This window comes from Bradyrhizobium sp. 157, from assembly GCF_023073815.1.
Lineage (GTDB): Bacteria > Pseudomonadota > Alphaproteobacteria > Rhizobiales > Xanthobacteraceae > Bradyrhizobium.
On the sequence record NZ_JADPKF010000090.1, the window covers coordinates 230,757 to 245,383 of the forward strand.

Consider the following 14,627-nt stretch of genomic DNA (forward strand, 5'->3'; position numbering starts at 1 on the left):
CCGCCGCCCGTCCGGGGACTATCTCTCCGGCACTCCGGGTCCGCCAGGTACCCCGGTCTGCAGTGCCAGCGCATGCAGCAAGCCGCCCATCTGCCCCTTGAGCGACTGATAGACGATCTGGTGCTGCTGCACGCGCGACTTGCCACGGAACGACTCCGAGATCACGGTCGCGGCGTAGTGGTCGCCATCGCCTGCGAGATCGCGGATCGTCACCTCGGCATCAGGGATAGCTGCCTTGATCATCGACTCGATATCGTGGGCATCCATCGGCATTCCAGCATGTCTCCTCAGGTGTTTCGAATCACGGCCGGCTCGCGCGACCGTGACGGCCAAACCTAGCGCGTACGCTCTTCTAGGTCACGCCTGGCGACACTATATTCCGGGCCGAAGCGTTTGACACCGCGAGATCGCGTCGCGCCCGATCATTTCGGGCTGACCGAAAAAAGAGGCTGAAAATCATGAAATTGCCCGGTCCCGACCATCCGATCACGATTACGGCAAACCCCAAGCGCGTCCGGGTCTCGGCCAACGGCGTGGTCATTGCCGATACCACCCGCGCGCTGACCCTGAAGGAAGCCAGCTATCCGGCGGTGCAATATGTGCCGCGCGAGGACGCCAATATGGCGTTGTTGTCCCGCACCGAGCGGACCACGCACTGCCCTTACAAGGGGGACGCGAACTATTTCAGCATCAACGCCGACGGCAAGAGCCTCGAAAATTCGATCTGGACCTATGAGACGCCCTTCCCGGCCATGGCCGAGATCGCCGGCCATCTGGCGTTCTATCCGGACAAGGTAACGATCGAGGAAGTGGCGTAGCGCAATATGGGAGAACGCCATTCCGGGGTGATGCGAAGCATCGAACTATGGTGCGCAATTGCGCACCTGAGAATCTTGAGATTCCCCGAGGTGCAATTGCACCCCTGAGGTCTGGCGCTTCGCGCCATCCCGGAATGACTGACGTGCGTAGCTACGCCCTGAATATCGTGAGCCCAAGTATCAGGAGCACCAGGAAGATCACGACGAAGACATAAAAGAGGAAGCGGGCGATGTCGGCGGACGCCTCCGAAATGCCGGTGAAGCCGAGAATGCCGGCAACGATCGACACCAGAAAGAAGATCAGCGCCCATTTCAGAATTGTCATTGCTTGCTCCGCGACCTCCGGGGCCATACCAGCGGCGGCCCTTAAATTCACCTGACTTAACGGCGGGTTGCCCCGCCGGTTCCGATACGACCTGGAGGTGCGAATTCGCCGGCGCCCGATTGGGCCTTGCTGAATCGGGTTCGGACGGCAACAATTGACCAACATAGCCTGGCGGGGAGGCCCTCATGACATCGATTTCCACCGTGGGGCATGCCGACGTGAGCGCAGTGCCCCAAGCCAAATCGCGAAATCTTTCGCTTGATCGCGCCCGCACCTTCCTGACGCTGGTGGTGCTGCTCCACCATGCCGTCATCCCCTATACTTATTTCGGTCATACCGATCCGAAGTACTTCTTCGGCTTCGACATGATCGTGCTCGCCACTGATAGTTTCTTCATGGCGATGTTCTTCTTCCTGTCGGGGCTGTTCGCCTGGTCCGGCATCGCCCGGAAGGGACCGTTGAGCTATCTGGCAGATCGCCTGCTTCGGCTTGGCCTGCCGTTCGTGATCTGCGCCTTCACGGTCATTCCGCTCGCCTATTACGCCATCTCCCTGCGGCACCATCCCGAGATCGGCTTTTCTGAGTACTGGTGGAATATGATCACCAAGGGCCCGTGGCCGAGCGGGCCGATCTGGTTCCTTTGGGTCCTGCTCAGTTTCGACGTGGTGGCGTGTATCTTGTATCGGCTGTCACCCAACTTGCTCGATCCGATCAACCGCCTCTCGCTGCACGGCCGCCGCCGGCCCGCGGTGTTCTTCGCGGTCATGCTTGCTGTCACCGCTGCGTTCTACATTCCCGGGCTGGTTCGCTACGGACATAGCAGCTGGTTCGAGTTCGGCCCGTTCTCGGTTCAGCACGGGCGCGTGATGCTCTATGCGAGCTACTTCTTTTTCGGTGCCGGCATCGGCGTTGCGCAAATGGATCGCGGGCTGCTCGCGGCAGACGGCCGGATGGCGAAGGTCAGCTGGGACTGGATGGTGCTGGCGATCGTTCCGTATTGCCTCTTGTGGGTGCTGATCTTCATCAAGCGCGAAATACTGGGCAACCCGTCGCCATTGCCGGACTGGTATGAAGCGCTCTATGCCATCTGCTTCACCGTCTTCAGCGTGGCCATCATGTTTCTGATCCTGGCCATTTTTCAGAGGTTCAGGCAATCAGGCTCCGCCAAACTACTCGATCCGATGCAGGCGGACGCCTACGGCATGTTCCTGGTGCACTACCCGATCGCACTGTGGCTGCAATACTGGCTGTTCGACTATGACCTGCCGGCGATCGTCAAGGTCGCGATCGGGTTCGTGCTGACAGTCGCGGCGAGCTGGGCGCTGACGCGAGCGTTGCGGCAGATCCCGGGCGCAACGAGGGTGCTGTGAGGGAGCGGCACCGGCCTCACATCGTCATCCATAGCTCCGCTCGGGGATAGATGGATTGCTTCGTCGCTTCGCTTCTCGCAATGACGTGGAAAGAGTGCCGCCTAAGCCGCCTTGCCGCTCATATAGGCCGGCAGCCAGTGCTCGAACGCCGTCTCGAGCGCACTCACCGCCACCTGCCCCTCGCCTGCAACCTCAAGCGCATCGCCGCCGGTGGTGCCGATCCGTGCGCATGGCACGCCCGCCCCCTTCATCTTCGCCAGCACGAGGCCGGCATCCGCCGCTGATACCGTTACGATGTATCGCGCCTGGTCCTCTCCGAACCAGTAAGCGTGCGGCACAATCGAGCTTGGCGCCGCCAATAGCTGCGCGCCGATGCCGCTGGCAATCGCCATCTCGGCCAACGCGATCAACAAGCCGCCGTCGGAGACGTCATGCACCGCGGTTGCCGTGCCGGCGTGGATCATGCCGCGCACCACATCGCCGTTGCGCTTTTCGGCGGCGAGATCGACCGGCGGCGGTGCGCCTTCTTCGCGGCCGCAGATGTCGCGCAGGTAGACGGACTGTCCGAGCCAGCCTTGCGTATCGCCGATCAAAAGGATCGCTTCGCCGGCCGCCTTGAAAGCCAGCGTCGCCGATTTGGTGAAATCGTCGAGCAGGCCGACGCCACCGATTGACGGCGTCGGCAGAATGCCGCGGCCGTTGGTTTCGTTGTAGAGCGAGACGTTGCCCGACACGACAGGGAAATCGAGCGTGCGGCAGGCTTCCGAAATGCCCTTCAGACAGCCGACGAACTGACCCATGATCTCGGGCCGCTCCGGATTGCCGAAATTGAGATTGTCGGTGATCGCGAGCGGGCGTCCGCCGACCGCGGTGATGTTGCGCCAGGCTTCGGCAACGGCCTGCTTGCCGCCTTGATAAGGATCGGCCTCGCAATAGCGCGGTGTGACGTCGACGGTGAGCGCGAGCCCCTTCGGCCCGTCCTCGACGCGCACCACCGCGGCATCGCCGCCCGGACGCTGCACGGTATTGCCCAAAATGACGTGGTCGTATTGCTCCCAGACCCAGCGCTTCGAGCACAGCTCCGGCGTGCCGATCAGCTTCTCCAGCGCCGCGGAAATGCCAATTGGGGGCTCCACTTCGCGCGCCTGTACCATCGGCAGGGCTGCGGATGGGACGTACGGGCGGTCATACACCGGCGCCTCGTCGCCGAGCTCCTTGATCGGCAGATCGGCCATGACGTCGCCGCCATGCTTGACCACAAAGCGCTTGGTCGGCGTGGTGTAGCCGACCACCGCGAAATCCAGCCCCCATTTCTTGAAGATTGCCTCGGCCTCCTTTTCCTTCTCGGGCTTGAGCACCATGAGCATGCGCTCCTGGCTTTCCGAGAGCATCATCTCGTAGGCGCTCATGCCGGTTTCGCGGGTCGGCACCGCGTTGAGATCGAGCTCGACGCCGAGATCGCCCTTGGCGCCCATCTCGACCGCCGAGCATGTCAGCCCCGCCGCGCCCATGTCCTGGATCGCGATGACACAACCCTTTTCCATGATTTCGAGGCAAGCTTCGAGCAGGAGCTTTTCGGCGAAGGGATCTCCGACCTGCACCGTCGGCCGCTTCTCGGCCGAATCGTCGTCGAATTCAGCCGACGCCATCGAGGCGCCGTGAATGCCGTCGCGCCCGGTCTTGGAGCCCAAATAGACGATCGGCATGTTCACGCCGGAGGCTGCCGCATAGAAAATCTTGTCGGTCTCGGCGAGGCCGACCGCCATCGCGTTGACCAGGATGTTGCCGTCGTAACGGGTGTGGAAGCGCACCTGCCCGCCCACCGTCGGCACGCCGAACGAATTGCCGTAGCCGCCGACGCCGGCCACCACGCCCGAAACAAGATGCCGCGTCTTCGGGTGTTCCGGCGCGCCGAATGAGAGCGCATTGAGGCAGGCAATGGGCCGCGCGCCCATCGTGAACACGTCGCGCAGTATGCCGCCGACGCCGGTGGTCGCGCCCTGATAGGGCTCGATGTAGCTCGGGTGGTTGTGGCTCTCCATCTTGAAGACCACCGCCTGACCGTCCCCGATGTCGATGACGCCGGCGTTCTCGCCCGGGCCCTGGATCACCCACGGCGCCTTGGTCGGCAGCCCCCGCAGATGGATACGCGAGGACTTGTACGAGCAGTGCTCGTTCCACATCGCCGAGAAAATTCCGAGCTCGGTGAATGTCGGCACCCGCCCGATCAGCTTGAGGATGCGCTCATACTCGTCGGGCTTAAGGCCGTGGCTAGCGACGAGTTCGGGGGTAATCTGGGGCTCGTTCATGGGTGCCTTAATAGGAAGATCGACGGGGGGCGAAAAGGCCTTTTATGGCGCATTTCCGCCCTGTCCAGAGCTTTGCGCGGGGCGCCTTGCGGGATCGGCGTTTGCACATCGTTCCCGGATCGGATTTAAGGGCTGAAACATCGAATTGAAGGTCATTTTTAGTGAACGAACTCCCCCAAAATGCATTTCAGCGCCGCCCCGATCTGCATGTCGAAACCGAGGGCGAATTCAAGGGCTGGCGCACCTGGACCCGTGACAGTTTTGAGACCCATAACGGCCCGTTCTGGCACCGAATGGACGAAAACGGGCGTGTGCAATGCGCGTTCCGGGTCGAAAAGAAGCACCTCAACGGCCAGCTCAACGTCCATGGCGGCTGCTTCATGTCGTTCGCCGATTACTGCCTGTTTGCGATCGCCTCCTCTGTGCTGGAGGGACCCGGCGTGACGGTATCGTTTGCCTGCGAATTTCTCGACGCCGCACGCGAGGGCGAACTGGTCGAATGCGACGGCGAAATCACCCGCGCCGGCGGTTCGCTGATCTTCCTGCGCGGCGTGCTGAAATCCGGCGAGCGCTCGCTGTTCACCTTCTCGGGCACGATCAAGCGGGTGAAGTGGAAGAAGCCGACTGGCACCGGCGGCGTTGCCACCTGACGCGCCACAAGCACGTCGCGGCTGGCGCGACTATGCATTGCTGCTCGCGCTGGCGTGCTGCTGGAGCTCGACCTATCCGCTGACCAAGATCGGCCTCGGCTCGATCCCGCCGGTCACGTTCATCTCGGCGCGCTCGCTGATCGCGGCGGGCTTTCTGTTGGTGATCCTGCGTGCCCGCGGCTTGCGGCTGCCGACGGACGGCAAAGCCTGGAAGCTGTTTGCCTTCCAGCAGACCATCAACTCGACAATTCCTTTCCTGATGATCACCTGGGCGCAGCAATATGTGGCTGCGGCGCCGACCGTGGTGCTGGCCTCGACCACGCCGATCTTCGCTTTCCTCATTACCTGGGCCGTCACGCGGCACGAGCCGGCGACGCTGCTCAAGCTGGTCGGCGCCATTCTGGGCCTGGCCGGTACGGCCGTGACCATCGGCTTCGATACGCTCGGCGGGCTCTCCAGCAACCTCCTCGCCGAAATGGTCATCCTGATCGCCACCATCTCCTTTGCCTGCGCCACGATCTTCGGGCTCAAGCTGACCGACTACGACCCGATGGTGGTGGCGGCGGGCTCGCTGTTGTTCGGCGGCACGGTGCTGTTGCCGCTCGCGCTGATCATCGACCATCCCTGGACCTTGCGGCCGACGACTGAAGCGCTGGTGGCTACCGCCGCGATGGGAATATTCTCGAGCGCCTTCGGACTGATGCTGTTCTACATGTGCCTGACGCGACTCGGCACACTGACCACCAATGCGCAGGGCTATTTGCGAATTCCGATCGGCGTCGGCCTGTCGGTGCTGCTGCTCGGCGAGGCCGTACCGCCGAATCTGGCGCTCGGTCTTATCCTCGTAATGGCGGGCGTCGCCGCGATGACCATCCCGCGCGGCCATTATCGCAAGTGGATCGAGCGCCTGCGCGGGAGGCCGAAAGGCTGATGAAGACCGCCAGCGACTTCAAGCCGATAGTTGTTTTTCGGCGATCGATAGCCACTCGGCTTGCGCTTCGCGCAGGTATTTTGGCGCGCGTCGCATCTGCAGCAGCAATTCGTTGAACACAATCCTGGCTTCCGCAGTGCGCCCCACCGTGCCCAGCAGCAAGCCGTAACGGACCTTGGCCTCGGCACCGGGAAAATAGGCGACGAGCGCGTGGTATTCGTCGAGTGCCTCCTCGATGCGTCCGACCTCGGCCAGGGCGCGAGCATAGAGCAGATGGCCCTCGGCCGATTCAAAATCGGGCCAGTGTTCTTTCAGATCATCCAGTGTCGCGAGCGCATCTGCCGGACGGCTGAGACCGAATTGCGCCTGCGCTTTGCCGAGCGCGTAGGCCGGCTCCCTCCCCATCGGCAGCTGGAGAACGTGATCGTAGTGCCGCACGGCTTCGTCGAACCGTCCGATCTTCAGGCATTCGGCTGCAACCGCGGCGCGGTTGGCAATGGTGTCGCTGCCGGCCAGCCGATCGGAAAGCTCCCGATAGTGCTTTTCAGGATCGAGCCTGTCGGCCATGCGCTTGCGCGCCTGGCGGGCGCCGGGACTGCCGAACCATTCCGGCACCAGCTCGACGATGATGTAAGCAAGCGCGCCGACGAACGGGATCAACAGGATAATGAAGGCCCACGGCTGCAGGCGTCCGGTCTTCGATGCATGCCAGATCAGGGTGATGTCGAGCAGCAAAATGACGAAAGCAACGGGCATTGGCGCGTTCCAGGCAAACCGGGCGGGACGGTCCTTAGTGGCCTTGATAGCGCGGCAAGTTCAATCAGACAATCTTCAGTTGTATTTGAGCACGAAATGTATCGGCACGATTTCAGAATTGTGGCCAGTGGGTCATCTCGGCGGAACAGCAACGAACTGTGATTGACAGACAGGAACGCATGCGAGCGCATCGTGTTGCGCCGTTACGCAGCAAGAAAGGAGCAATCATGAAACTGGCAACAATGGGATTGGCCATGGCGCTGGCATTCACGAGCACCTTCGCCCTGGCGCAAGCCGGCGGCAGCGGCGCGGGCGGAAGTTCGGGCACGGGCGGCGCGGCGGCAGGTGGTGCGACAGGATCCACCAGCGGAACGACCGCCGGAAGTGGAGCGGGCACCACCGGTATGAGCAACGATGCCGGCAGCGCCGCAGCCGGCCGGAACAGCCCAGTGAACCCGTCGGGGAGCACCCACATCAACCCCTCGCCGAGCGGTTCGACCCTGTCGCCGACAGGTCCGGGTTCGACTACTGGCCGATAACAAAAAGCCCCGCTCCGCGGGGCTTTTTCATTGCATGATCGCTGAATACTATTTCTTCTCTTCCAGCAACTTTTTGTATTTCTCGACGTCGCGGGTCACCAACTGACCGAGCACTTCGCTCGCATGCTCGTTGGCATCGGGCGCAACTGTGGAGAGATCGTGAAAACGCTTCTTCACCGCCTCGCTCTCGACGGCGGCCTTGGCTGCGGCGTTCAGTTTCGCGATGATCGCAGGCGGCGTGCCTTTTGGAGCGAACAGGCCGTTCCAGCCCTGCGCCTCGAATTCGGGAAGGCCAGCCTCGGAGGAAGTCGGCAGGCCGGGCAAGGTTGCAAGCCGCACTGTTGAGCCGACGACGAGGCCTTTCACCAGCTTGTCATCGATCGCCTGCGACACCGACGCGGCCGCGTCGCAGACGCCGTCGATCTGGCCGCCGATCGCGTCCGTCAACGCCGGCGCGGCGCCGCGATAGCCGACCAGCGTCACGTCGATGCCGGCCGCCTGCACAAAACTCTTGCAGATCAGGAAATTCGAGGACCCGACGCCGGCATGGCCGAGATTGACCTTGCCGGGATTCTTCTTCGCATAGGCGATGAAGTCTTGCAGGTTCTTGGCGGGGAAATCCTTGCGCAACGCGACGATGCCGAAGGTTTTCGCAACGACCGCGATCGGCACGAAGGATTCCGGCGTGAACGGCAGTTTCGGATAGATGGTGTAGGTCGCGGCGCTGGTGCCGGCATTGCCGATCGCGATGGTATAGCCGTCTGCTTCCGCCCGCGCGGCACGCGTCAGCGCGGTTGAGCCGCCGGCGCCCGCGACATTCTCGATCACGATCGGCTGCCCGAGCGACTTGGTCATCTCCTCGGCAACCACGCGCGCGATCACGTCGGAAGTGCCGCCGGCCGCGAACGGCACGATCATGGTGATGGGACGCTTGGGATAATCCTGCGCGTGGGCTGCCACGGCGCATAGCAGCGCCACAACAACAATCGTGAGGCGCGACACCAAGAACCTCACGCGGCTTTTTGCAGATGCGCGGCAAGGCCCGCGAACAGGCCGCGGCCGTCGGTGCAGCCCATGATGTCTTCGACGTGGTTTTCCGGGTGCGGCATCATGCCGAGCACATTGCCGCGCTCGTTGACGATGCCGGCGATCGACTGCGCGGCGCCGTTGATGTTGGATTCCTCGTCGACGATGCCCTCGGCCGAGCAATAGCGATAAAGCACGCGCCCCTCGCCTTCCAGCCGCTTCACCGTCTCTTCATCGGCCTCGTAGTTGCCCTCGCCATGGGCGACCGGCACGCGGATGACCTGCCCGGCATTGTAGCCGCGGGTGAACGGCGAATCCGAGCGTTCGACCCGCAGATGCACGTCCTTACAGACGAATTTCAGCTTCGCATTGCGCATCAGCACGCCAGGCAACAGCCCCGCTTCGCAGAGGATCTGAAACCCGTTGCAGACGCCGAGCACCAGCCCGCCATCGGCGGCATATTTGCGCACCGCATCCATGACCGGTGCGCGCGCGGCAATGGCGCCGCAGCGCAGGTAATCGCCATAGGAGAACCCGCCGGGCACCACCACGAGATCAGTCCCCTTTGGAAGTTCGGTCTCGGCATGCCACACCATCGCCGCCTCCTGGCCGGAGACGAGCTTCAGCGCCCGCGCCATGTCGCGCTCGCGGTTAATTCCGGGAAAGACGAGAACGGCTGATTTCATGACGGTTCCGGCTGGACAGGAGATACGTCGGCAGACCGCCGATCGGCCGAGACATAACCATTTGACGCGGGTTTTTCCAGTGCTAGCGTCGCCAAAACGGCCTCCGTGCAAGCCGCGCTCAACAACAATCGCTCAGGGAGGGAAACCATGAATGTCCCGTCGCGGGCGACATCTGCAACCGAACCGATGACCTCCGAAGGCGTCGTCGCGGCCGGTGTTTACGTCGATGGCCGCCGCATCGCCAATATCGCCATCGAGGAGGCGTCGAGTTGGCGCAGCAAGCCCGGTCACGTCGTCTGGATCGGCCTGTATGAGCCGGATCTGGCGCTGCTGACCAGCGTGCAGCAGCAGTTCGATCTGCATGATCTCGCGATCGAGGATGCCAACCATGCGCATCAGCGCCCCAAGATCGAGCAGTACGGCGATGGCCTGTTCATCGTGGCGAGAACCGCGCAGCTGGTTCAGGGCAGGATCGCGTTCGGCGAAACCCATCTGTTTGTCGGAGAGGGCTATCTGGTTTCGGTGCGCCACGGGGCATCAACGTCATACGCGCCGGTGCGCGAACGCTGCGAGAGCTGCCCCCGCGCGCTGGCGCGTGGCGAGGACTACATTCTCTACGCCATCCTCGATTTCATCGTCGACAACTATTCCCCGGTGTTGGAAACGATCCACGAGGAGATCGAGGAAATTGAGGATCACGTGTTGGCCAGCCCAATCACGCGAGCGCAAGTCGAGCGGCTGTACATGCTCCGACGCGACCTGTTGAAACTCCGCAACGCGATTGGGCCGCTGGTGGAAGTCTGCCGCCGGCTCGAACACGACAATTTGCCGATGGTGCGTACAACCATGCAGGCGCTGTTTCGAGATGTCACCGACCACGTCAGGACCATTCAGGAGCGCACCGATTCAATGCGCGAGGTGCTGGCGTTCGCATTCGAGGCAAGCCTTCTGGTCGGCCAGGCCCAGGAGACCGCGGTCTCCAAGAAGCTGGCCTCCTGGCTGGCCATCATCGCCGTGCCGACGGCGGTCGCCGGGATCTACGGGATGAATTTCGAGCACATGCCTGAGCTGAAATGGCAGTACGGATATTTCATGGTGCTGGGGCTGATGCTTGCCGCCTGCAGCGGGCTGTACTGGCGCTTTCGCAGCGTGGGCTGGCTGTAACCGGCAGACCCGCCCGCGCCTATCACGCGAGCGATGAACGCCAGATTCATCTCGAAGGAGCCTTCAATACCTGCTGCGAAAATTGAGACAGCAACAACATTTGCTGGTTGTGGATTCGCATCTCAAGCAAGAGTTCATCAACGGAGGTTTCAAGCCGACCAATGTTACGCGAAATATCCAATGCCAAATCGTACACCTGCCGATTGGATATCTCACCCATCGCTCAACTCAGAACTTCCACCCGATAATTCTCGATCACGGTATTCGCCAACAGCTTGTCGGCGGCATCCTTCAATGCCGCCTCGGCCTTGGCCTTGTCCGAGCCAGAAAGCTCGATATCGAACACCTTGCCCTGGCGGACGCTGGCAACGCCATCGACGCCGAGCGATTTCAGCGCGCCTTCGATGGCCTTGCCCTGCGGATCGAGAATGCCGGATTTCAACGTAACGGTAACGCGTGCCTTCACGAGATTGCCCCAGTCTTCTCAGCTCTTCACCAGCACCGGACCCGAACCGGCCGGGCGCTCGTTCTCCATCAGAATGCCCAGACGTTTCGCCACCTCGGTATAGGCTTCAAGCAAGCCACCGAGGTCGCGGCGGAAACGATCCTTGTCGAGCTTCTCATTCGACTTGATGTCCCACAGCCGGCATGAGTCGGGCGAGATTTCGTCGGCGACGATGATCCGCATCATCTCGTTCTCGAACAGGCGACCGCATTCCATCTTGAAATCGACCAGACGGATGCCGATGCCGAGAAACAGTCCGGTGAGGAAGTCGTTGACGCGGATGGCGAGCGCCATGATGTCGTCGATTTCCTGCGGCGTTGCCCAGCCGAACGCAGTGATGTGCTCTTCCGACACCATGGGGTCGTTGAGCTGGTCGTTCTTGTAATAAAATTCGATGATCGAGCGCGGCAGTTGCGTGCCCTCCTCGATGCCGAGGCGCTGCGACAGCGAACCGGCCGCGACATTCCGCACCACCACCTCCAGCGGCACGATCTCGACCTCGCGAATCAACTGCTCGCGCATGTTGAGGCGGCGGATGAAATGGGTCGGCACCCCAATGTCATTGAGGTGCTGAAACAGGTACTCCGAAATCCGGTTGTTGAGGACGCCCTTGCCCTCGATCACCTGGTGTTTCTTGGCATTGAACGCGGTCGCATCGTCCTTGAAGTGCTGGATCAGGGTTCCCGGCTCCGGACCTTCATACAGGACCTTGGCCTTGCCTTCATAAATACGGCGTCGACGGCTCATTGGGATGTACCGTGTTTTGTTGAAATCCATGAAATTGGTGTGCTCCGGATGACAAGGGTTTGCGACCACGACGGAGCTGCCGTGAAGGCCAGATCCTGAACTAAGCGACCGGAAACAGAACAAGAACCTCGCCTGATGGCAACCTATCCGATTGGCCCATCCAGCACAATCGACCCGGCCCGATTGGAGCCAACTTATCCCGGTTGCCTGCGGCCTAACGGCCCGTTGTTTTACCGATTCGCCCCCTTTATCTAGGTAGTCCACCGGGCCGCGACAACGCGGCCTTATTTACCGTTTGCGGGGATTGGAACCGAAGAATGACCACTTTCGACAAGCGCGAGGAAGGTTTTGAGAAGAAATTCGCCCTCGATGAGGAGCAGAAGTTCAAGGCTGAGGTGCGCCGCAACAAGCTGCTCGGTCTTTGGGCAGCGGAAAAGCTCGGCATGTCCGGTGATGCTGCCAATGCCTACGCCAAGGAGGTGGTCTCGGCCGATTTCGAGGAAGCCGGCGACAAGGATGTTCAGAACAAGGTGATGGCCGATTTTGCCGCCAAGGGCGTCGCCGTCACCGCGCAGGAAGTTCGCGTCAAGATGGACGAGCTGATGCTGCAGGCCGCCGCCCAGGTGAAGGCGGGGACCTGAAGCGAGACTTCATCCCGGATGGCGCGAAGCGACGATCTCAGATGCGCGATTGCGCATCGGGGAATCTCGAGATTCCCAGGTGCGCAATTGCGCCCCTGGGGTCCGGTCCTTCGGACCCGGAAATGACGGTGCTAGCGTCCGAGCGCCTTTGTCTCCCGATATTCCTTTCGGACAATTTCCAGCAGCCGCCGCGCCGCGGCGCTCAAAAATCCGCCGCGGCGCGTTACCGTGACGACGTCGTGGCTTGCCTTGAGATCACGTACGCCGATTGTTGCGATCGTCTTGTATCGCAGTTCCTCGGCAGCGTTGCTCTCCGACAATAGCGCAATGCCGAGCCCCGCTTCGACCAGCCGCTTCTGCGCGGTCAAGCTGTCGACCGGCGTCCAGTCGATCTCGCCCAGGCCGTGGGTCTGAAATAGCGCAAACACATGTGACGCCGTGATCTCGCGCCGTCCGGGCACCACCGGAAATGCGATCCAGCGCTCACCGCGCAACTCGGCAAGCTTCGCAACCCGGCGGCCGGCGCGCGGATGGTCCAGCGCGCACACCACCTGCAGCCGCTCGGAGAACAGCAATTCGCAATCGAGATCGCGCGAGCCGTCGCGGTCATAGCGCAGGCCGATGGTCACTTCGCCGCGCCGGACCATGTCGCTGACCTCCGGGCTGGTCGCGGTGCGCAGGCTCAATTCGACCTCGGGATGCTCGGCCGCGAAGCGCTTCAATATCGCCGATAGCCGCCCGCCGGCCAACGTGCCGACTACCGCCAGTGCGACTGGCCCCGAATTCGGCCGCGCCAGCGCGCGCACCGCATTCTCCGCATCCTGCGCGGCGGCGACCGCGCGCTCGGCATACGGCACCATCACCCGCCCCGCATCGCTCAACATGGTGCGGCCCGCGATCCGTTCGAACAGCGGCACCCCGAGCTCCTGCTCGAGCAGCGCAATGCGCCGCGAGATCGCCGGCTGCGAGCGGTGCAGCGCTTTTGCGGCATTCGAAATGCCGCCGCGGCGGTGAACGGTCAGGAAGGTGAGAAGCGCATCGCTATCCATGTCTGATCCATGCAAAAAGCTGATGATGCATAGAGAAATAACAAATTTGGCTGATGCCCGATAGACCGCTAATTTCGCCGCCAACCAAAACGCGGACATTCAACGGAGCCAGCGATGCGCAGTCAGATGGAAAAGGCGGAACTGTTTCTGCATTTCACGCGCGCCCGGGCGCCTTCATCATCCCCAATCCCTGGGACGCTGGCACCGCAAAACTGCTCGCCGGGATGGGGTTTGAGGCGCTCGCGACCACGAGCCTCGGCCTTGCCAATACGCTGGGCAGCGTGACCGTCAGCCTCGATGCCATCATCGAGAATTGCCGGATGATTGCGGAAGCAACTGACCTCCCCGTCAACGCCGACCTGGAAAATTGCGGCGCCGATGATCCGAAGACCGCAGCGAAAGCAATTACGCGCGCGGCCGAAGCCGGCATCGTCGGCGGCTCGATCGAGGATTTTACCGGCGATCCGGGCAAACCGATCTACGACTTTTCGCTCGCGGTCGAGCGCGTGCAGGCCGCGGTCGAAGCAGCGCGCGCACTGCCCTTCCCGTTCACGCTGACCGCGCGCGCGGAAAATTTCCTGCACGGCCGCAAGGACCTCGACGATACCATCAAGCGGCTGCAGGCGTTCGAGGCCGTCGGCGCCGACGTCCTGTATTCACCTGGCCTCTATGACATCGGCACGATTCGCACCGTGGTGTCCTCTATCGGCAAGCCGTTCAACCTGGTGATGGGATTCGCCGATCCGACGCTGACCGTTCCGCAACTCTCCGAAGCAGGCGTCAAACGCATCAGCGTCGGCGGTGCGATGGAGCGCTACGCGCTCGCGGCGTTCTTGAAATGCGGCCGCGAGATGAAGGAGCGGGGTGCGTTTACGTTTGTGCGCGAGATGGCGCCGATCGGGGAGATCAGGGCGGCGTTCGGGTGATCGGGGCCTCTCCCCGTCATTGCGAGCGCAGCGAAGCAATCCATTCCTCAACACGGGGATAGTGGATTGCTTCGTCGCTTTCGCTCCTCGCAATTGTCGATGTTCACTAATTCGCTGATTGGATCGCGGTGGTCTTGGTAGCGGCGAAGGCCTTGGGAGTTTGCCCTGCCAAGGCCTGATGGGGT

General features: G+C 62.1%; 17 protein-coding genes. 8 read left to right on the forward strand and 9 right to left on the reverse strand.

Annotation, left to right across the window (positions count from 1 at the left end; genetic code table 11):
- Positions 1 to 18: 18 nt before the first annotated feature.
- On the reverse strand, positions 19 to 273 hold the full coding sequence (locus tag IVA95_RS26870) for a BolA family transcriptional regulator (protein WP_025590827.1): 255 nt from the start codon (positions 271 to 273) through the stop codon (positions 19 to 21).
- Between the two features lie 185 nt (positions 274 to 458).
- Here IVA95_RS26870 and IVA95_RS26875 point away from each other — a divergent pair, with 185 nt between their 5' ends.
- Complete coding sequence (locus IVA95_RS26875; protein WP_247513230.1) at positions 459 to 818, forward strand: DUF427 domain-containing protein; 360 nt, start codon at positions 459 to 461, stop codon at positions 816 to 818.
- Positions 819 to 969: 151 nt separating this feature from the next.
- Here IVA95_RS26875 and IVA95_RS26880 read toward each other — a convergent pair whose 3' ends face one another.
- The gene (locus IVA95_RS26880; protein WP_065732717.1) at positions 970 to 1,143 is read right to left on the reverse strand and encodes a DUF1328 domain-containing protein; all 174 of its coding nucleotides are present in this window, start codon (positions 1,141 to 1,143) and stop codon (positions 970 to 972) included.
- Between the two features lie 185 nt (positions 1,144 to 1,328).
- Here IVA95_RS26880 and IVA95_RS26885 point away from each other — a divergent pair, with 185 nt between their 5' ends.
- Positions 1,329 to 2,513 (forward strand): acyltransferase, encoded by a 1,185-nt coding sequence (locus IVA95_RS26885; protein ID WP_247513231.1) that lies wholly within the window; start codon positions 1,329 to 1,331, stop codon positions 2,511 to 2,513.
- A gap of 101 nt (positions 2,514 to 2,614) precedes the next feature.
- Here IVA95_RS26885 and purL read toward each other — a convergent pair whose 3' ends face one another.
- Positions 2,615 to 4,822 carry a phosphoribosylformylglycinamidine synthase subunit PurL gene (gene purL, locus IVA95_RS26890; protein WP_247513232.1) on the reverse strand — a complete coding sequence of 736 codons (2,208 nt, stop codon included), beginning with the start codon at positions 4,820 to 4,822 and terminating at the stop codon, positions 2,615 to 2,617.
- Between the two features lie 161 nt (positions 4,823 to 4,983).
- Here purL and IVA95_RS26895 point away from each other — a divergent pair, with 161 nt between their 5' ends.
- Complete coding sequence (locus IVA95_RS26895) at positions 4,984 to 5,472, forward strand: PaaI family thioesterase (RefSeq protein ID WP_247513233.1); 489 nt, start codon at positions 4,984 to 4,986, stop codon at positions 5,470 to 5,472.
- A complete protein-coding gene (locus IVA95_RS26900; RefSeq protein ID WP_247513261.1) occupies positions 5,447 to 6,403 on the forward strand; it encodes an EamA family transporter in 957 nt (318 codons plus the stop codon). Before IVA95_RS26895 ends, IVA95_RS26900 begins: the two co-directional genes overlap by 26 nt.
- Before the next feature lie 18 nt (positions 6,404 to 6,421).
- Here IVA95_RS26900 and IVA95_RS26905 read toward each other — a convergent pair whose 3' ends face one another.
- On the reverse strand, positions 6,422 to 7,159 hold the full coding sequence (locus IVA95_RS26905) for a tetratricopeptide repeat protein (RefSeq protein WP_247513234.1): 738 nt from the start codon (positions 7,157 to 7,159) through the stop codon (positions 6,422 to 6,424).
- Positions 7,160 to 7,386: 227 nt separating this feature from the next.
- Here IVA95_RS26905 and IVA95_RS26910 point away from each other — a divergent pair, with 227 nt between their 5' ends.
- Positions 7,387 to 7,698 (forward strand): hypothetical protein, encoded by a 312-nt coding sequence (locus tag IVA95_RS26910; RefSeq protein WP_247513235.1) that lies wholly within the window; start codon positions 7,387 to 7,389, stop codon positions 7,696 to 7,698.
- Between the two features lie 48 nt (positions 7,699 to 7,746).
- Here IVA95_RS26910 and IVA95_RS26915 read toward each other — a convergent pair whose 3' ends face one another.
- Both IVA95_RS26915 and purQ read right to left on the reverse strand, forming a co-directional pair.
- The gene (locus IVA95_RS26915) at positions 7,747 to 8,700 is read right to left on the reverse strand and encodes a tripartite tricarboxylate transporter substrate-binding protein (protein WP_247513236.1); all 954 of its coding nucleotides are present in this window, start codon (positions 8,698 to 8,700) and stop codon (positions 7,747 to 7,749) included.
- A gap of 8 nt (positions 8,701 to 8,708) precedes the next feature.
- Positions 8,709 to 9,410, reverse strand: coding sequence for a phosphoribosylformylglycinamidine synthase subunit PurQ (purQ, locus tag IVA95_RS26920; protein ID WP_247513237.1), 702 nt, complete (start codon positions 9,408 to 9,410; stop codon positions 8,709 to 8,711).
- 147 nt (positions 9,411 to 9,557) lie between these two features.
- Between purQ and corA the strand changes: the two genes are divergently transcribed.
- A complete protein-coding gene (corA, locus tag IVA95_RS26925) occupies positions 9,558 to 10,574 on the forward strand; it encodes a magnesium/cobalt transporter CorA (protein WP_247513238.1) in 1,017 nt (338 codons plus the stop codon).
- Positions 10,575 to 10,797: 223 nt separating this feature from the next.
- Here corA and purS read toward each other — a convergent pair whose 3' ends face one another.
- Together purS and purC are read right to left on the reverse strand one after the other, a co-directional pair.
- Positions 10,798 to 11,040, reverse strand: coding sequence for a phosphoribosylformylglycinamidine synthase subunit PurS (gene purS, locus IVA95_RS26930; protein ID WP_213245996.1), 243 nt, complete (start codon positions 11,038 to 11,040; stop codon positions 10,798 to 10,800).
- Between the two features lie 18 nt (positions 11,041 to 11,058).
- The gene (purC, locus tag IVA95_RS26935; RefSeq protein WP_008974302.1) at positions 11,059 to 11,826 is read right to left on the reverse strand and encodes a phosphoribosylaminoimidazolesuccinocarboxamide synthase; all 768 of its coding nucleotides are present in this window, start codon (positions 11,824 to 11,826) and stop codon (positions 11,059 to 11,061) included.
- Between the two features lie 317 nt (positions 11,827 to 12,143).
- Here purC and IVA95_RS26940 point away from each other — a divergent pair, with 317 nt between their 5' ends.
- Positions 12,144 to 12,467, forward strand: coding sequence for a DUF1476 domain-containing protein (locus IVA95_RS26940; protein WP_247513239.1), 324 nt, complete (start codon positions 12,144 to 12,146; stop codon positions 12,465 to 12,467).
- A gap of 131 nt (positions 12,468 to 12,598) precedes the next feature.
- Here the strand turns inward: IVA95_RS26940 and IVA95_RS26945 are convergent, their stop codons facing one another.
- Positions 12,599 to 13,516, reverse strand: a complete 918-nt coding sequence (locus IVA95_RS26945; protein WP_247513240.1) for a LysR family transcriptional regulator — start codon at positions 13,514 to 13,516, stop codon at positions 12,599 to 12,601.
- 53 nt (positions 13,517 to 13,569) lie between these two features.
- Between IVA95_RS26945 and IVA95_RS26950 the strand changes: the two genes are divergently transcribed.
- On the forward strand, positions 13,570 to 14,442 hold the full coding sequence (locus IVA95_RS26950) for an isocitrate lyase/phosphoenolpyruvate mutase family protein (protein WP_247513241.1): 873 nt from the start codon (positions 13,570 to 13,572) through the stop codon (positions 14,440 to 14,442).
- Positions 14,443 to 14,627: the final 185 nt, after the last annotated feature.